An 18,218-nucleotide genomic window follows, 5' to 3' on the forward strand; every position below is an offset into this window, starting at 1 on the left:
CACGTGAAACACCGAGCGGTGACGGCGGTCACCGGACCGGCCCGGCGATCAACGGCTCAGCCCGATGGCCCTCCGAAGAGTTCCCCGTCGTCGTTGCCACCGTTACCGCCGTTGCCGCCGTTGCCGTTCCCGTTGGTGCCGCCACCGGGATCGGTGCCGCCATCGGTGGTTCCGGCGTCGGTACCCCCACCGAGGGCGCCGCCGTCGGTGGTACCTCCGTCGTTGGTACCGCCATTGGTCGTGCCACCGTTACAGGGGTACCAGGCACCACAGGTCTGGGAGTCCGACGGGGACGGGCTGTCGCTCGGACCGGAGTCGGACGGCGAGGGCGTGGGCGAGTCGCTCGGGCTCGCGCTGTCGGACGGCGACGTCGACGGCGAAGGGGTCGCCCCCACGACCTCACCGATCGGCTGGGGCTTGGTGAAGGGAATCGGCTTCTTCCCCTGGAGCGCCTGCGTCATGTAGTCGTGCCAGATCTGCGCCGGGAACGAGGCACCGTGGATCTTCTCCTCGCCACCCGTGCCGAACATCTCCAGGAACTGACGCTGCTTGTTCTTCTCGTTGTCGTCGAGGCGGTACATGGAGATCGCCGTGGACAACTGCGGGGTGTAGCCGACGAACCAGGCGGACTTGTTGCCGTCCGTGGTACCCGTCTTGCCCGCGACATCGCGGCCCTGCAGTTGGGCGGCGGTACCGGTGCCCTTGTCGACGACCGTCTTCAGCACATCGGTGATGTTGTCGGCGACCTGCGGGGTGAAGGGCTGCTCGACCTTGTCCTTGTGCTGGTAGGCGATGTCGCCCTCGTGCTTGACCTGCTTGACCGAGTACGGGTCGCGCTGCTGGCCGTGGGCCGCGAACGTCCCATAGGCACCGGCCATGCGGATGGCACTGGGGTCGGAGGTACCGATCGAGAACGAGGGGTAGTTGGAGCTGGCGAGACTGCCGTCGAGGACGCCTGCGTCGAGTGCCGCCTGCTTGACCTTGTCCAGTCCCACGTCCATGCCGAGCTGCACATACGGCGAGTTCACGGAGAACTGCATGGCCTCACGGAGGCTGATGAGGTAGTCCGGCTTCGTTCCGTACGACTCATTGCCGTCGTTGGTCTGGAGCCACTCCTTGCCTTCCTTGTCCGTCCAGACCGTGTGGTCGTAGTTCTTGATCTTGAGCTTGTTCATGCCGTTGAACATGCTCTTCGGCGAGACGATGGTCCGTTCGTCCTCGCCTTGTTCCGGGGGCCCATGGGGATCCCGTACGCCGTCTCTCATGGCGGCGGCCAGGACGAAGGGCTTGAAGGTCGAACCGACCTGAGCACCCGTCTGGTCGGCGTTGTCGGTGAAGTGCTTGGTGGCGTCCTCACCGCCGTAGATCGCCTCGATGGCCCCCGTACTGGGGTCGACCGAGGCGCCGCCGAACTGCACGTGTGTGTCCGTCTTCGGGCGTTCCTTGGGCTTGATCTTCGCCTTCCGGACCTTGTCCACGGACTGCTGCAGCTCATTGACCTTCTTCTTGTCGAAGGTCGTATAGATCTGGTAGCCGCCGCGCTCGAGGTTCGACTGCGGGATGTGGGCGGTGTTGACGACGTACCCGTTGGCCAGGTCGACCAGGTAACCGATCTGTCCGCTGAGCTGGCCGTTGGAGTGCGGGTCCTGCACGTGGGGGAACGCGGTGTACTTGGCCCGCTCCTGGGCGCTCATGTGGTGATACCTGACCTCCTGATCGAGGATCCAGCTCCACCGCTGCTCGGCGCGCGCCTTGTTCGCCGCCGCCGTGGCGGCCGGGTCGTAGTTCGTGTTGCCGGCCGGGTCGTAGTACGTGGCGCCCTTGAGGACCGCCGCGAGGAAGGCGCACTCGCTGGGGTCGAGGTTCTTGGCGTCCTTGTTGAAATAGGCATGGGCGGCGGCCTGGATGCCGTAGGCGCTGCGCCCGTAGTACGCCGTATTCAGGTACCCCGCCAAGATGTCGGTCTTGCGCACGCTGGCGCCCACCTTGATCGAGATGAAGAGTTCCTTGAACTTACGGCTGAAGGTCTGCTCCTGGTCGTCGAGCCGGGCGTTCTTCACATACTGCTGGGTGATGGTGGAGCCACCCTGGGTCTCACCGCCCTTGGCCATGTTGACGATGGCTCGGGCGATACCCATGGGGTCGACGCCCCTGTCCGTCCAGAACGTCTTGTTCTCGGCGGAGATGACGGCCCAGCGCATCGCCTCCGGGATGTCCTCGTATTTGAGGATCTGACGGTTGGCGCCCCCGCCGCCCGTGGCGACCATCTGCGTGCCGTCCGCCCAGTAGTAGACGTTGTTCTGGGCCTTCGCGGACGCGGCCTCGTTCGGCACGGTCACCATCGCGTACGCGAGGCCCGCGACCGCCAGGATGCCGCCGAAGAAGGTGACGAACATGCCGGTCACCAGGCGCCAGGAGGGCACCCAGCGGGCCCAGCCGTACTTGCCGGCGCGCGGGTAGTCGATGAATCGCTTCCTGGGCGCCGGGCCCCGGCCCTTGCCGCGTCCGGGGCCGTTCGGGCCGCCCGGGCCGCCGCCCCGGCGGCCTCGGCCGCCGTGACCGCCGCGGCCCGCGCCGTCGGCGGCTCTGCGCCGGCCGCCACGCTGTGCGGCGCGCCGGGCGGCGGCTCGGCCCTCATAGGGCCGCTCTTCGCCGGCGCCCGAAGCATGGGAGCCATAGGAGTCGTATGCGTCGGAAGGGGCGCCGGAGCCACGGGGCGCGGCCCGGCGACCTGGTGAGGCGCCGGACGCACCACGGCGGGCCGCGGCCCGTCCGCCACCTCCTGGCTGCGGCGATTTGCGACGGTGCTCGCTCATCGAAGGACTACTCCTCGGACAGGCGCTGGTCCGCCTGGGCACGACAACGGTTTTCCGGCTTCCCCCGACATACGGATGCGGCCTGGCTGGCGCTCACCCGCACTGCACCAGGGAGAACGACGAAAGGGGAGCGTCACTCGGTTCCCGGTGGTCTGCATGGCGCACAGACTACGCACCGTCAAAACCGGCGTAAGACGGAAGGCCGCCCAAAATCAGGCAACTCTTTCCTACGAATCCCTGATGTGATGCCGTTCACCGCTTCCCCACTTGTCGCATCCGGCAGGCCGTTCTATCGTCGAGATGTATCGAGCCGATACATCAGCACGAGATAAGCGCGGATCGCAGCACTGGATCCCGCCACCGCCCGGACCGTCCGCCCACCGTGCGGAGCGTCCGCGCGGACCGGTCGCGGAGACAGACCGGACGGCGGGTACAGCCAGACCGTGCAGAAGGAGGCGACGATGAGCCGGCGCTCGGGCATCCTCGAGTTCGCCATCCTCGGCCTGCTCCGTGAGTCCCCGATGCACGGCTACGAGCTGCGCAAACGGCTCAATACGTCACTGGGGGTGTTCCGCGCCTTCAGTTACGGGTCGCTCTACCCCTGCCTGAAGACTCTGGTCAGCCAGGGCTGGTTGATCGAGGAACCGGGCAGTACGGCGCAGGACGCCCTCGCCGCTCCTCTCGCGGGCCGCCGGGCCAAGATCGTCTACCGGCTGACCGCCGAGGGCAAGGAGCACTTCGAGGAGCTGCTGTCGCAGACCGGCCCCGACGCTTATGAGGACGAGCACTTCGCCGCCCGTTTCGCCTTCTTCGGACAGACGTCACGGGATGTGCGCATGCGTGTACTGGAGGGGCGTCGTAGCCGGCTGGAGGAGCGCCTGGAGAAGATGCGCGCCTCTCTGGCCCGTACCAGGGAGCGCCTCGACAGCTACACGCTGGAGTTGCAGCGGCACGGGATGGAGTCCGTGGAGCGCGAGGTGCGCTGGCTGAATGAGCTCATCGAGAGCGAGAGAGCGGGCCGGGACCAGCGGCAGCATGCCGACGCCGCCCCGACCGCCTCGGGGGACGCCGCTCAGCAGGACACATCGGGGACGTCGGGCGGCCTGCCCCGGTCCGGGGAGACCCGGCCGGATCCGTCCGACGACACCGCCAAGTAAGGACCTGCACGCCAGCAGGCCTTATCCGCAGAGATCACAGGGAGCAAGCGGAATGGGTTCGGTTCGTGTAGCCATCGTGGGCGTGGGCAACTGCGCCGCATCGCTGGTGCAGGGAGTCGAGTACTACAAGGACGCAGATCCGAAGACCAAGGTCCCGGGCCTGATGCACGTCCAGTTCGGCGACTACCACATCAGTGACATCGAGTTCGTCGCGGCTTTCGACATCGACGCCAAGAAGGTCGGTCTCGACCTGGCCGACGCGATCGGAGCCAGCGAGAACAACACCATCAAGATCGCCGATGTGCCGCGCACGGGGGTGTCCGTGCTGCGCGGCCACACGCTCGACGGCCTCGGCAAGTACTACCGCGAGACCATCGAGGAGTCCCCCGAGGCTCCGGTCGATGTGGTCCAGGTCCTCAGGGACAAGCAGGTCGACGTCCTCGTCTGCTACCTCCCGGTCGGTTCCGAGGACGCCGCGAAGTACTACGCCCAGTGCGCCATCGACGCCAAGGTCGCCTTCGTGAACGCCCTGCCGGTCTTCATCGCCGGTACCAAGGAGTGGGCGGACAAGTTCACCGAGGCCGGCGTCCCGATCGTCGGTGACGACATCAAGTCCCAGGTCGGTGCCACCATCACGCACCGCGTCCTGGCCAAGCTCTTCGAGGACCGCGGCGTCATCCTGGACCGCACGATGCAGCTCAACGTCGGCGGCAACATGGACTTCAAGAACATGCTGGAGCGTGAGCGGCTGGAGTCCAAGAAGATCTCCAAGACCCAGTCCGTCACCTCCCAGATCCGCGACCGCGAGCTGGGCGCCGACAATGTCCACATCGGCCCGTCCGACTACGTGGCCTGGCTCGACGACCGTAAGTGGGCCTATGTCCGCCTGGAGGGCCGCGCCTTCGGCGATGTCCCGCTGAACCTGGAGTACAAGCTGGAGGTCTGGGACTCCCCGAACTCCGCGGGTGTCATCATCGACGCCCTGCGCGCCGCGAAGATCGCCAAGGACCGCGGCATCGGCGGCCCCGTCCTCTCCGCCTCCTCCTACTTCATGAAGTCCCCGCCGGTGCAGTACTTCGACGACGAGGCCCGCGAGAACGTGGAGAAGTTCATCAGGGGCGAGGTCGAGCGCTGACTCCGCTCCTGGCACGGATCAGGGAGTCACAGCCCGGTTGACCGGGTTGTCCTGCCGTGAGCGGTCAAGAGGCCCCGGGCGCATGCCCGGGGCCTCTGCCGCTGGGGGCCATATGTGAGGCTGGGGCCATGGCTGTCGTCCGTGACCTGCGCGTGCTGCTGCGCTTCCCGGGCTTCCGGCGGCTCCTCGCGGTACGACTGCTCTCCCAGGGCGCCGACGGCGTGTACCAGGTCGCCCTGGCGACCTATGTCGTCTTCTCCCCGGAGAAGGAGTCCTCGGCCGGCGCCATCGCCTCCGCGATGGCGGTCCTGCTGCTGCCGTACTCCCTCGTCGGGCCCTTCGCCGGGGTCCTGCTGGACCGCTGGCAGCGGCGGCAGGTCTTTCTGTACGGCAATCTGCTGCGCGCCCTGCTGGCCGTGGCCACCGCCGCCTTGATGGCGGGCACCGCCCCCGGCTGGCTCTTCTACGCCTCCGCGCTCTCTATCACCGCCGTGAACCGCTTTGTCCTGGCCGGCCTCTCCGCGGCGCTGCCCCGGGTCGTCGACGCCGAGCGGCTGGTGCTGGCCAACTCCCTGTCCCCGACGGCCGGCACCCTCGCGGCGACCGTCTGCGGCGGGCTGGCCTTCGTGGTCCGGCTGGCGGGCCCGGACGAGAGCGAGCCCACGGCGGTGGTGCTGCTGGCCGCGGCGCTCTACCTCACCTCGGCGCTGGCCGCGCTGCGGATGGGCCGGGCCCTGCTGGGCCCCGGTGCCGGGGACGCGCGCCCCGGACTCGGCGTCGCTCTGGTGGGCACGGCGCGTGGCCTCGCGGCCGGCATCCGGCATCTGACGGCCCCGGGACGGCGGCCCGCGGCGCGGGCGCTGCTGGCGATGACGCTGATGCGGTTCTGCTACGGCGCCCTGACGGTGATGGTGCTGATGCTCTGCCGCTATGCGTGGCCCGCCGGGCACGGCGGGCCCGTGGGGGCGGGCGGCGGGCTTGCCCTGCTGGGGCTGGCGGTGAGCCTCTCGGGGGCGGGCTTCTTCGCCGCGGCCGTGCTGACGCCCGCCGCCGTGGCGCTGCTGGGCGCCGGCGGGTGGATCATCGCCTGTTCGGGGGCGGCAGCCGTCCTCGTGCCCGCGCTCGGGCTGCCCTTCGCCCCGGTGCCGCTACTGGTCGCCGCCTTCGTCCTGGGGCTGGTCACCCAGGGCGCGAAGATCTCGACGGACACCGTGGTGCAGTCCTCCGTCGAGGACCGCTTCCGCGGACGGATCTTCTCCGTGTACGACGTGCTTTTCAACGTCGCCTTCGTCGGCGCCGCGGGTGTCGCCGCGCTGATCCTGCCGCCGGACGGCCGGTCCACGACCCTGATCGTCACCGTGACCGTCGTCTATGCGGCGATTGCCGGGGCAATGGCCAGGTTTGACGGTCGGTAAGTGTCACATCAGGGCCACAGAGATTTCACCGGGTGCGGAGCACGTGCTCGGGGCCGGTAACTTACGTGGGTCTTATCCGCGCCAACGCGCCGCATCCAAGGGGGACCCCATGACCACGCCGCCGCCCCAGGGCCAGAATCCCTTCGCCCAGGGCCAGAACGCCTACGGGCAGCAGCCGCCGCCTCCCGCGCAGGGTGGCCCTGGCTACCCGCCGCAGCACGGGCAGCCGGGCACGCCGGGACAGCCGGGACAGCCGGGCCCCTCGCCCTACTTCAACCAGCCCGCTCCCGCCCCGATGGCTCCGACACGTCCGCGTCGCAGCCCGAGGTCGATCCTGCGGATAGTCGGCTTCGCCGTCGTCGTGGTGGTGGCCATCGGCGGCTGGTACGCCAGCCGGGACGACGCGAAGACCGCCGGCGTCGGCGACTGCATGCACCAGGGCAGCTCCGACCCCACCCACCCGGACTTGGAGGTCGTCGACTGCGGCGACGCCAAGGCGCAGTACAAGGTGCTCGCGAAGATCAATGGCTCCTTCGGCCAGACCGAGGCACAGGAGAAGTGCGCGGCCCAGGCCAAGGACTTCCAGTCCGCCTACACCGAGACCGGCGACGGGGACAGCTTCCTGCTCTGTCTGAAGGACTACAAGTAGAGGACTCCACGCAGGGATCGATCAGCCAGGACCGCCGGTAGGGATCAGCCAGGTCGCGGCTGGGAGTCCGCAAGAGGTCACACCACGACGACGGGCCGATGTTTCACGTGAAACATCGGCCCGTCGTCTATGACATCGATCCGTCGCCCACAACCCGACCGATCGTCCGCGTTCGGGAGGCAAGGGGTGATGTTTCACGTGAAACATCACTGCCCCTTCCTCATTCCCCCTCCGAAACACCCTTCTGCCGGCCCCGCCACCACTCCAGCAGCGCCCCCACCGCCTGGTCATGCTCCATCGGCCCATGCTCCAGGCGCAGGTCGAGCAGGAAGGAGTAGGCCTCGCCCACGATCGGCCCCGGGGGGATGTCGAGGATTTTCATGATCTGGTTGCCGTCGAGGTCGGGCCGGATCGCATCCAGCTCCTCCTGCTGCTGGAGCTGGGCGATGCGCTCCTCCAGCCCGTCGTAGGCACGGGAGAGGGCGGCCGCCTTGCGCCGGTTCCGGGTGGTGCAGTCCGAGCGGGTCAGCTTGTGGAGCCGGGTGAGCAGGGGCCCGGCGTCCCGCACATACCGGCGCACGGCGGAGTCCGTCCAGTCCCCGGTGCCGTAACCATGGAAGCGAAGGTGGAGCTCGACCAGGCGCGAGACGTCCTTCACCAGCTCGTTGGAGTACTTCAGCGCGGTCAGCCGCTTCTTCGCCATCTTGGCGCCCACCACCTCATGGTGGTGGAAGGAGACCCGTCCGTCCTTCTCGAATCGCCGGGTCCTCGGCTTGCCGATGTCATGCAGCAGGGCGGCCAGCCGGAGGGTGAGGTCGGGGCCGTCCTCCTCCAGGGCCATGGCCTGCTCCAGCACGATCAGCGTGTGCTCGTAGACGTCCTTGTGCCGGTGGTGCTCATCGCGCTCCAAGCGGAGGGCGGGCAGCTCGGGGAGCACATGGTCGGCAAGACCTGTCTCCACCAGCAGGGTCAGTCCCTTGCGGGGATGCGCGGAGAGCAGCAGCTTGTTGAGCTCATCTCGGACCCGTTCCGCGGAGACGATCTCGATCCGCCCGGCCATCGACGTCATGGCCGAGACGACCTCCGGGGCGACCTCGAAGTCCAGCTGGGCGGCGAACCGCGCGGCCCGCATCATCCGCAGCGGGTCGTCCGAGAACGAGGCCTGCGGGGTCCCCGGGGTGCGCAGCACCCGCTCCGCCAGGTCCCCGAGCCCGCCGTGCGGATCGATGAACTTCTTCTCCGGGAGCGACACCGCCATGGCGTTCACGGTGAAGTCACGGCGGACGAGGTCCTCCTCGATGGAGTCGCCGTAGGAGACCTCGGGCTTGCGCGAGGTGCGGTCATACGACTCGGACCGGAAAGTCGTGATCTCGATCTGGAAAGTCTGATCGGTCCCATCGACGTGACCGTTCTTGTGGCAGCCCACGGTGCCGAAGGCGATCCCCACCTCCCAGACCGCGTCGGCCCAGGGCCGGACGATCTTCAGTACGTCATGGGGACGGGCGTCGGTCGTGAAGTCCAGATCATTGCCGAGCCGCCCCAGCAACGCATCCCGGACCGAGCCCCCCACCAGCGAGAGAGAGAACCCGGCCGCCTGGAACCGGCGGGCCAGGTCGTCGGCGACGGGGGACACGCGCAGCAGTTCGCTGACCGCGCGGTGCTGCACCTGGTTCAGGGCGGTGGACTTGTCTTCGCTGGGCTTGTCTTCGTTGGCGTTCGGCACAACAGAAAAGGGTACGTGGCCGCGGTCACGCACCGTGCCTCCGAGGGGGCGTCCCGGAGCGGCCGCCCGGAGCCGGGGGGCGCCCACGGTCCCTCGTGCGCCCGTGATGACCATGGCTCCCGGTACCCTGCCCGGACCGGTCGGGCGATCGCACGGGGCAGTGCGTGGCGCGTGGCCACAGCGAGCCTCGTTACCATGCGGGGAACAGCTTTCCCGCCGGCGCGGAGACGCGACGGCGGGCACCGACGACCACTGACGACGACGAGGACGGGCGAGCACGTGGCCGAGGCGGCAGACATCCAGGGGACGAGTGCCTCGGCCGCCCGGCGGTGGCTGCGGCGGACGGGGGCACTGCTCGCCGGGGCACCGCTCGTCGTCGGCATGGCCCTGCACTCGCCCACCCCAGCGGCGGCCGGCACCGCGCCCGACTCCCCCGCCCGCGGCATGGCTGCCCGGGCCACCGAGCAGGCGGAGGCCAGCGGGTCGCGGACCGTGGACGTGGCGCTGAACTCGCTCTCCCCGAGCACGCCTGGGCCGGGGGACACCCTGAGGGTCTCCGGAACGGTCACCAACAGGAGCCGGCACACGATCACCGCCGCGTCCCTGGCCCTTCGTGTGGGGCCCGTGCTGGGCGGCCGGTCGGCGGTCGAGGCGGTCTCCAAGCAGGCGGCCTTCGGATCGGTGCCCGAGGGCTCGGACATCGACGACAAGTACAGCAAGAACATCGCCAAGCTCGCCCCGGGCGTCCCCGCGACCTTCGCCCTCTCGGTGCCGGTCAGCAAGCTGCATCTGGGCTCCGACGGGGTCTACCAGCTCGGTGTCACCCTGAGCGGGCAGACCGCCGCGCAGCCCTGGAACCAGGTGCTCGGTGTCCAGCGGACCGTCCTGCCGTGGCAGCCCGAGCCCGCCCCCCGCAAGACCAGGACCACCTATCTGTGGCCGCTGATCTCCGCCACGCATGTCACCGCGGAGACCGGTTCGGACGAGCAGCAGACGCCCGTCTTCCACGACGACTCGCTGGCCAAGGAGATCGGCCCGGGCGGCCGGCTCGAGCAGATGCTCGCGCTGGGCAGCAAGCTCGACGTGACCTGGGTCATCGACCCGGACCTGCTGGCGTCGGTCGACGCGATGACCCGGAGCTACCGGATCCAGCAGCCCGACGGCACCACCAAGCCGGGCACCAACCAGGCAGTGGCCAAGCAGTGGCTCAACGACCTCGAAAAGGCCGTGGCGAAGGCGAAGGTCGTCGCCCTGCCGTTCGGCGACCCCGATCTGGCCTCTCTCGCGCACACCGGCAAGAACGTCTCCGGCTCGCTGAGCCACCTCCAGGACGCCACCGATGTGGCCGCCACCACCGTGGAGACGGTGCTCCACGTGAAACCGGACACCGACTTCGCCTGGCCGGCCGACGGGGCCGTCGACCCGTCCATCATCGAGGTGGCCACCTCGGCGGGCGCGCATGCGGTGATCGCCCGCAGCGACAGCTTCCACGAGGCGGGCACCCTGCCCTACACGCCCACGGCCGCCCGGCCCATCGGCGGCGGTACGACCGCCGTGGTGGCCGACGCGGGCCTCTCGAAGGCCTTCCAGGGCGATATGACCCGTGCCGAGGCCTCCACGCTGGCCGTGCAGGACTTCCTCGCCCAGAGCCTGATGATCCGGCAGCAGGCCCCCGACAAGCAGCGCAGCATCGTGGTGGCCCCGCAGCGCATGCCCACCGCCAGCCAGGCGCAGACGATGGCGAAGGCGGTGAAGGCCCTCCAGGGCGGCGGCTGGTCCCAGCCGCAGGACCTGGCGGCGGCCGCCAAGGCCAAGCCCGACCCGGGCGCCGCCACACGCGTGCCCTCCGGCCGCTCGTACCCGGCGGCACTGCGTCGGCAGGAGATGCCGAAGCGGGCCTTCGAGGCCATCGAGAGGACCGAGCACACCCTCGACGACTTCAAGGCGATCCTCTCGGACTCCTCCCGGGTCGTCACGCCCTTCGGGCGGGCCATGGACCGTGAGATGTCGACGTCCTGGCGGGGCCACCAGGGCGAGGCGCGGACGTTCCGCAGGGGAGTCTTCTCCTATCTGGAGGGCCTCACCAAGGGCGTCCGGCTGATCGACAAGTCCGAGACCAAGCTCTCGGGGCGCAGCGCGACGATCCCGGTGACCGTGCAGAACAACCTGGTCCAGGGCGCCGACCACCTCAGGCTCCGGCTCACCTCGACCAAGCCCACCCGCCTCAAGATCGGCGACGGCGCCTACTACGAGCAGCCTGTGAAGGTGAGCGGTGGCCACAGCCAGTCCGTGAAGTTCACCACCACCGCCAACGCCAACGGTCAGGTGCCGGTGGTCGCCCAGCTCTACACCGAGGACGGACAGCCGTACGGCGATCCGGTCACCTTCGATGTGGATGTAACCGAGATCACAGCCACGGTGATGCTGGTCATCGCGGGCGGCGTGCTGCTGCTGGTGCTCGCCGGGTTCCGCATGTACACCCAGCGCAAGCGCAGGGCGGCTCGGCAGGCGGACGGCGGGTCCGCGGGTGGTGGGCCTGCCGGCGGTGCCGAGAGCGGGCCAGAGGGCGGTTCTGAGGGCGGTCCCGAGGCGGCTGCCGCGCCGGCGGACGACGCGGGCGTGCCCGGCACGAGCCCCGAGCCCGAGCCGGTGGACGGCGCGGGAGGCCTCTCCACGGCCGGCACGCCCGCTACGGCCGGTACGCCCGGCTCCGCCACCCCGGCGGGCGGCGAAGCCCCCGGAACGGCTGCCCAGGGCGCCGGGGCCGCTTCGGACACCTTGGAAGAGCCGCGGGTCACCGCCTCGGGGCAGCCGAGTGACCCGGCGCCGGACACCGCTCCGGAAAGCACCGACCCGTCCGGGACGGGTGAGAGAGTGGACCGTTGAGCGATGTCGTGGCCGGGCCGGCCGGGGACGATGAGGTGGGGTAGACCATGAACGCGCCGTACGACGGTGACCGCGGCCAGGGGAGCGGCGGTCCACCCGCCGGTGACCCCTACCCCGGCCCGCCCGAGCCCGGCCCTCCCGGCCGTCCCGCCCACGCCGGCGACTCCGAGCCCGGCCCTCCCGGCGGCTCCGGCACCGGGTACCCCGGCGACTCAGGTGCCGGCCACCCCGGCCCCCCGGCCGACCCGGGTGCCCGGTACTCCGGCGCGCCCGGCTCCGGCTACCCCGGCGGCTCCGGTCCCGCGTACCCGGGCGCGCCCGGCCCCGGCCCCCAGGACGCATCGGATGCCGGCTACCACGTCGCTCCCGGCACCGGACCGGGGTCCGGCCACTCGGGCCACGTCGGCTCGCCCGATCCCCGGATGCCGCAGCAGCAGGCCGCGGACATGTACGTACAGGACGCCTACGCACAGGACCCGTACCGCGGGCAGGACCCCACCGCCCAGGACCCGGTCGCCGAGGCGCTCTACGACCGTGCCGCCCACCCCCCGCCGTATCCCGGCGGCCACCGGGGCCAGGGGCAGGAACAGATCCACGGCCCGGGGCATGGCTTCGGCCCGGGCCAGGGCCACGGATCGGGGCAGGGCCACGGATCGGGGCAGGGCCACGGATCGGGGCAGGGGCCGTACGGCACACCGGTCGCGGGCGGTGAGGTCCAGGACCCGCGGATGTGGGCCGCGGACCCGGGCGCCGGGCCGGACGGGGCGCACCCCGGGTCCACGCCTCCCGGGTCCTACGGCGACGACGCGACGACGCAGTACGTCGGCGTGGACGGCCTGATGGCCGGGGCGAGCCAGGAGAGCCCCCAGCAGGACGCCTTCGCGTACCTCTTCCGCGACCAGCAGTACGACGCGGGACGCCAGCAGTACGACGTGAGCCGCCAGCAGTACGACGCAGGACGCCAGCAGTACGACGCGGGTCCCGGACCGTACGACCCGGGACCTCGGCAGTACGACACCGGACGGCCCGCCGGCCCCGGCACCGCCGCCGTGGCGGGATCCGAGGCCCCCGGGGCGTCCGGCCCCGGCCCGGTCGCCCCGGGCCAGACCGGCGCGGAGGCGACCGACACGGCGGCACCTGCGGCCGCCCCCGCTCCCGCGCCGAAGACCGGCGGCCGCGCCTCCGGCATCCTGAAGTCCAGCGCGGTCATGGCGGCCGGCACCATGGTCTCCCGCCTCACCGGCTTCGTCCGCACCATCGTGATCACCGCCGCGCTGGGCTCCGGCCTGCTCGGTGACAGCTTCACCATCGCCTACACGCTGCCCACGATGGTCTACATCCTGACCGTCGGTGGCGGCCTGAACTCCGTCTTCGTGCCGCAGCTCGTACGCTCCATGAAGGAGGACGACGACGGCGGCGAGGCCTACGCGAACCGGCTGCTGACGCTGGTGATGGTCACCCTCGGCCTGATCACCGTCGTCGTGGTGGTGGGGGCCCCGTACCTGATCCGGATCCAGTCGCCCACGATCGCCGACAACGTGGCGGCGAACAGCGTCGCCGTCGCCTTCGCCCGCTACTGCCTGCCCACGATCTTCTTCATGGGCATCCATGTGGTGATGGGCCAGATCCTCAACGCCCGCGGCAAGTTCGGCGCGATGATGTGGACCCCGGTCCTCAACAACATCGTCATGATCGCCACCTTCGGCTCCTTCATCTGGGTGTACGGCACCTCGGCGCACACCCGGATGGGGGTCGAGACCATCCCGCCGGAGGGCGTCCGGCTGCTGGGCATCGGCACCCTGCTCGGCCTGGTCGTGCAGGCCCTGGCCATGATCCCGTACCTGCGGGAGGCCGGTTTCCGGTTCCGCCCCCGCTTCGACTGGCGCGGCCACGGGCTCGGCAAGACGGTGGCGCTCGCGAAGTGGACCATGCTGTTCGTGCTGGCCAACCAGGCGGGACTGCTCGTCGTCACCGAGTTGTCCACCGCGGCCGGCACGGCCTCCCATGTGAACGGCACCGGCTTCCTCGCCTACACGAACGCGCAGCTCATCTGGGCGATGCCGCAGGCCATCATCACCGTCTCCGTGATGGCCGCGCTGCTGCCGCGCATCTCGCGGGCCGCGGCCGACAACGACTTCGGGGCTATCCGCGACGACATCTCGCAGGGCCTGCGGACCTCGGCCGTGGTGATCGTCCCGATCTCCTTCGCCTTCGTCGCCCTCGGCGTCCCGATGTGCACGCTGCTGTACTCGTCCAACGGCGCGGGACCTGCCATGTCCATGGGCTACATCGTGATGGCCTTCGGGGTGGGGCTGATCCCGTACTCGGTCCAGTACGTCGTCCTGCGTGGTTTCTACGCCTTCGAGGACACCCGGACGCCGTTCTACAACACGGTGATCGTGGCGATCGCCAACGCCGCCGGGTCCGGGCTCTGTTACCTGCTGCTGCCCGCCAGGTGGGCCGTGGTCGGCATGGCGGGGGTGTACGGCCTGGCCTACGCGGTGGGCGTGGGCGTGGCCTGGCGGCGGCTGCGCAGGCGGCTGGACGGCGACCTGGACGGCCGGCAGGTGCTGCGCAGCTATGCGCGGCTGTGCATGGCCTCCGTTCCCGCGGCGCTGGTCGGCGGCGCACTGGGCCTGTTGATCACCCGGGCGCTCGGACATGGCGTGCTGGGTTCGATCGCGTCCCTGCTCGGCGGCGGGCTCGCGCTGATCGCGGTCTTCGTCCTGGCCGCCCGCCGGATGCATGTCCAGGAGCTGAACTCGGTACTCGGCATGGTCCGCGGCAGACTCGGGCGCTGAGCACCGGCGATCGCTGCGGGTGGGGGTCCGCGCACAACCATCGCCACCCCTCGCGTGTCGTGCATAGCGGTGGACTGTGGGCACAATTGGGGTTGGCGTCGAACGCAATGGATGGGGAGGCAGGAACGACGGTGGCGGAACGGAGCACGGCTGCCATCGACGTGGCAGACAGCAGCGGCGAGAAGTCGCTGACCGCGAAGGCGGATCAGGCCACGGCCGACGAGGTGGCACGGACCCGGGAGCCGGACACCGCATTCGCGTCCGCGGTCGGCCCGGACCAGGCGTCCGAGCCGACCGGCACCGGTCCCGGAACGCCCGACGACCCGTCCGACGACTCGTCCGGCGGGGCCGCCGCTCCATCCCGAGCGGTGTCCCGGGCGCCCGGCGAGTCCCTCGAAGAGACCACGGAGGCCGCCGAGAAGACGGACGACGACGCGACGCCGTCCACCCAGGGACCGGACCCGAAGCCGAGGTCCGAGGGGCCGGATGCAAAGCTCACGGCCGGGAAGCGGGACGGGAAGTCCGCGCGCCCCGCTGCGGAGGATTCGGGGAGCGAGCCGGAGAAGGCCGACGCCGGGGTGCCGGACCGGACGTCGACGAAGACCGGCGCGGTGGGTCCGGGCAGGACGTCCGGTGAGCCGGCCGCCGCGGTGAAGAGGCCGGACGGAGAGTCCGCGGGAGCGGCCGCGAAGGCGTCCGGTGGCAGGTCCGGCGGCCGGCCCACCGCAGCGGCCTCCAAGCGGGCCGGGGAAGCGTCCGCCAAGCCGTCGGCGACGGCCACCGCCAAGCCGGCAGAAGCACCCACGGACACCGCCAAGCCGTCCGCGGAGCCCCGCGCCAAAGCCTCCGGCGAGCCCGCTGGGCCTGCCGCACGCCGCACCGCGCCCTGGACCGCCAAGCCGGCCGAGTCGACCACCGAGGCACCCACCAGGCGCACCGCCGAGCCCACCGCCACCGGGCCCACCGCCCCCCAGCCCGCCGAACCCCCCGTCCCCGTGGCCGCGGCGCCACAGTCGCCCCAGTCGCCCGCGCCCGAGCTGCACAGCGGGCACAAGCTCGCCGGGCGCTACCGCCTCGAAGAATGCGTCACCCGTTTGGACGGATTCAGCAGCTGGCGTGCGGTGGACGAGAAACTGCGCCGGGCCGTGGGCGTCCATGTGCTGCCCGCCGACCATCCACGGGCCCGCTCGGTGCTCGCCGCGGCTCGCTCCTCCGCGCTGCTGGGCGACCCCCGTTTCGTTCAGGTGCTGGACGCCGCCGATGACAACGATCTCGTCTATGTGGTCCAGGAGTGGCTACCCGACGCCACGGAGCTGACCGCGCTGCTCGCCTCGGGCCCGCTGGAGGTGCACGAGGCGTACCAGATGGTCACCCAGGTGGCGCAGGCGATGGCGGCCGCGCACCGCGAGGGTCTGGCGCATCTGCGGCTCAACCCCAACGCCGTGCTGCGGACCTCCTCCGGCCAGTGGCGGGTGAGGGGGCTGGCGGTCAACGCCGCCCTGCGCGGTATCACCTCCGAGACCCCGCAGCGCACCGACGTGGAGGCGGTCGGGGCGCTGCTGTACGCCGCGCTGACCCAGCGCTGGCCCTACGAGAGCGACGCCTACGGCCTGCACGGGCTGCCCAAGGGCGTGGGCCTGATCGCCCCCGACCAGGTGCGCGCGGGAGTGCACCGCGGGCTGTCCGAGCTCGCCATGCGGGCGCTGGTCAACGACGGGGCGACGGCGTCCCGCCAGGAGCAGCCCTGCACCACCGCGGAGGAGCTGGTCAAGGCGATCGCCGCGCTGCCGCGGATCCGCCCGCCGGAGCCGGCGTTCACCCCGCCCCCGGAGTACCGGGGCACCACGTACCAGCCGGGCGTGTACCGCAGGACCCCGACGGGCAGGCCTGCCGTGCCGGCGCCCGTGGAGCCGCCCCCGCCGCTGCAGAGCCGTACCGGCCGAGTGCTCAAATGGGGTGTCTCCGCGCTGCTCATCGCCGCGCTCGGGCTCGGCAGCTGGCAGCTGGCGGACGCCTTGATGGACCGCGGCGGCACGTCGGGCGGGGAGCCCGGTGCCTCCGGGACCCATGACGGCGGCACGGGCAGGAAGTCCCCCCGGGCAGGACAGCCGCTGAAGATCGTCTCTGCGGACGAGTTCGCCCCCACGGGGCCCCCGGTCAAGGGGGAGCAGGTTCCCCGTGCCGTGGACGGCAGCACCGCCACCGCCTGGGTCACCCCCCAGTACGAGAACCATGCGAATTTCGGCAATCTCCCCAACCGCCAGGAGGGCAGCGGCATCGTCGTCGACCTCGGCAGCGTGCAGGAGGTCTCCGGTATCGAGGTCGACCTGTACCGCAGCGGGCAGCAGGTGGAGGTCCTGGCGGCCGACGCGAATGCGTCCGGTCCCACTTCCCTGAGCGACTTCCCCCAGCGGCTCACGAAGCTTGACACGGTCGGCGCCACGCTCAAGACGACCCTGGGCAAGGCGGTGCGGACCAGGTACGTCCTGATCCACATCACCTCATTGCCAACAGACGGATCACCGAGTCGATATCGTGGCGGAATTTCCGAGATAAAGGTCCTCGGCGCATCCTCCGAATAGCCCCGCAAAGCGCCTCAGCCGTTTCTCCCGCCGGCCCGGCGGCCCCGCCATTCGGGCCGGCCGGGGCGGCACCGTGGGTGGATACGCAGGCGCCGAGGAGCGCCGGTGCACGGCCGAGGCCCGTTAAATGCGCGTCACTAATACCTGGTCCAGAAGTCAACCGCTTCTGGGCCATTTCCTTTGCCTCCTTCAGGCCCGGCGTTTACAGGCACCTGGGCCGCCTATATTCTGAGCGCCCTGGACGGCTTAGGGGGCACGGTGCGAGCGGAGGAGACCTCCTCAGAGGATTCCGACAAGGCCCTCCTGGCCCGTCATGTCGCGGGAGACCCGGACGCCTTCGGTGAGCTGGTACGACGCCACCGGGACCGGCTGTGGGCGGTGGCGCTGCGGACCCTGGGGGACCGTGAGGAGGCCGCCGACGCGGTCCAGGACGCCCTGATCTCCGCCTACCGCGCCGCCCACACCTTCCGCGGACAGTCCGCCGTCACCACCTGGCTGCACCGCATCACCGTGAACGCCTGCCTGGACCGGGCCCGCAAGACCGCTTCCCGTAAGACCTCCCCCGTCGAGGACACCGAGCGTCTTGAGCACCTCCTGGAGCCCCACGAGGCCGCCTCCGCTCCCGCGGAGCGCAAGGATCTGCACCGGGAACTGCTGGACGCCCTGCGGACCCTTCCGCCGGAGCAGCGTGCCGCCCTGGTCCTGGTCGATATGCAGGGCTACCCGGTGGCGGAGGCGGCGGGCATCCTCGACGTCGCCACGGGCACGGTGAAGAGCCGCTGCGCGCGCGGCAGAGCGAGGTTGCTGCCGCTGCTCACCCACCTGCGTCCCGAACGGAGTGGGGAGAGCGGGGGGAGCGGCAGGAGCAGGGGGAGCCGCAGAAGCAGCAGAGACGACGCCCGGCGCGCCGAGAGCGGGGCCGCAGCCGACGGCAGCGCACCGCCCGACACCCCGGGCGGCGGCCCCCAGGGCCGGCGCGCGCTGGACGAGGAAGCCCCGGACCACGGTCTGGACCGCGCCCCGGACCACGGCACGCAGGACGGGACCGCGCGGG

At 70.8% G+C, this 18,218-nt stretch carries 9 protein-coding genes and 1 pseudogene; 8 read left to right on the forward strand and 2 right to left on the reverse strand.

From position 1 onward, the window contains the following. Positions 1-56: 56 nt before the first annotated feature. Positions 57-2,816: a transglycosylase domain-containing protein gene (locus ACSMXW_RS17410; RefSeq protein ID WP_485807574.1), complete on the reverse strand. Its 2,760-nt coding sequence runs from the start codon at positions 2,814-2,816 to the stop codon at positions 57-59. 461 nt (positions 2,817-3,277) lie between these two features. Here ACSMXW_RS17410 and ACSMXW_RS17415 point away from each other — a divergent pair, with 461 nt between their 5' ends. The 4 genes from ACSMXW_RS17415 to ACSMXW_RS17430 all read left to right on the forward strand — a co-directional run bounded on the left by ACSMXW_RS17415 (position 3,278) and on the right by ACSMXW_RS17430 (position 7,172). After that, complete coding sequence (locus tag ACSMXW_RS17415) at positions 3,278-3,973, forward strand: PadR family transcriptional regulator (RefSeq protein ID WP_485807576.1); 696 nt, start codon at positions 3,278-3,280, stop codon at positions 3,971-3,973. Positions 3,974-4,025: 52 nt separating this feature from the next. After that, positions 4,026-5,108, forward strand: coding sequence for an inositol-3-phosphate synthase (locus ACSMXW_RS17420; RefSeq protein WP_485807578.1), 1,083 nt, complete (start codon positions 4,026-4,028; stop codon positions 5,106-5,108). Between the two features lie 128 nt (positions 5,109-5,236). After that, on the forward strand, positions 5,237-6,523 hold the full coding sequence (locus tag ACSMXW_RS17425; RefSeq protein WP_485807580.1) for an MFS transporter: 1,287 nt from the start codon (positions 5,237-5,239) through the stop codon (positions 6,521-6,523). A 109-nt stretch (positions 6,524-6,632) separates the two neighbouring features. Beyond that, positions 6,633-7,172 (forward strand): LppU/SCO3897 family protein, encoded by a 540-nt coding sequence (locus ACSMXW_RS17430; protein WP_485807582.1) that lies wholly within the window; start codon positions 6,633-6,635, stop codon positions 7,170-7,172. A gap of 220 nt (positions 7,173-7,392) precedes the next feature. Here ACSMXW_RS17430 and ACSMXW_RS17435 read toward each other — a convergent pair whose 3' ends face one another. Then, positions 7,393-8,895 carry a CCA tRNA nucleotidyltransferase gene (locus tag ACSMXW_RS17435; protein ID WP_485807584.1) on the reverse strand — a complete coding sequence of 501 codons (1,503 nt, stop codon included), beginning with the start codon at positions 8,893-8,895 and terminating at the stop codon, positions 7,393-7,395. Between the two features lie 279 nt (positions 8,896-9,174). On the opposite strand from ACSMXW_RS17435, the gene ACSMXW_RS17440 reads away from it, so the two are divergent. From ACSMXW_RS17440 to sigM, 4 genes and pseudogenes are all read left to right on the forward strand, one after another. Continuing rightward, positions 9,175-11,781 (forward strand): DUF6049 family protein, encoded by a 2,607-nt coding sequence (locus ACSMXW_RS17440; RefSeq protein ID WP_485807586.1) that lies wholly within the window; start codon positions 9,175-9,177, stop codon positions 11,779-11,781. A gap of 47 nt (positions 11,782-11,828) precedes the next feature. Next, positions 11,829-14,582, forward strand: a complete 2,754-nt coding sequence (murJ, locus tag ACSMXW_RS17445) for a murein biosynthesis integral membrane protein MurJ (RefSeq protein WP_485807587.1) — start codon at positions 11,829-11,831, stop codon at positions 14,580-14,582. Positions 14,583-14,713: 131 nt separating this feature from the next. After that, entirely contained in the window at positions 14,714-17,164 is a 2,451-nt protein-coding gene (locus tag ACSMXW_RS17450) for a protein kinase family protein (RefSeq protein WP_485807589.1), read from the forward strand. 258 nt (positions 17,165-17,422) lie between these two features. Beyond that, positions 17,423-18,130, forward strand: a pseudogene (gene sigM / locus ACSMXW_RS17455) (RNA polymerase sigma factor SigM); the annotation flags it as partial. Positions 18,131-18,218 lie beyond the last annotated feature (88 nt).

It is taken from the genome of Streptomyces sp. DSM 116793, from assembly GCF_057320905.1.

Coding starts and splice junctions, on each gene's coding strand:
- ACSMXW_RS17410 (WP_485807574.1), bottom strand. CDS start 2,816: ATGAGCGAGCACCGTCGCAAATCGCCGCAGCCAGGAGGTGGCGGACGG.
- ACSMXW_RS17415 (WP_485807576.1), top strand. CDS start 3,278: ATGAGCCGGCGCTCGGGCATCCTCGAGTTCGCCATCCTCGGCCTGCTC.
- ACSMXW_RS17420 (WP_485807578.1), top strand. CDS start 4,026: ATGGGTTCGGTTCGTGTAGCCATCGTGGGCGTGGGCAACTGCGCCGCA.
- ACSMXW_RS17425 (WP_485807580.1), top strand. CDS start 5,237: ATGGCTGTCGTCCGTGACCTGCGCGTGCTGCTGCGCTTCCCGGGCTTC.
- ACSMXW_RS17430 (WP_485807582.1), top strand. CDS start 6,633: ATGACCACGCCGCCGCCCCAGGGCCAGAATCCCTTCGCCCAGGGCCAG.
- murJ (WP_485807587.1), top strand. CDS start 11,829: ATGAACGCGCCGTACGACGGTGACCGCGGCCAGGGGAGCGGCGGTCCA.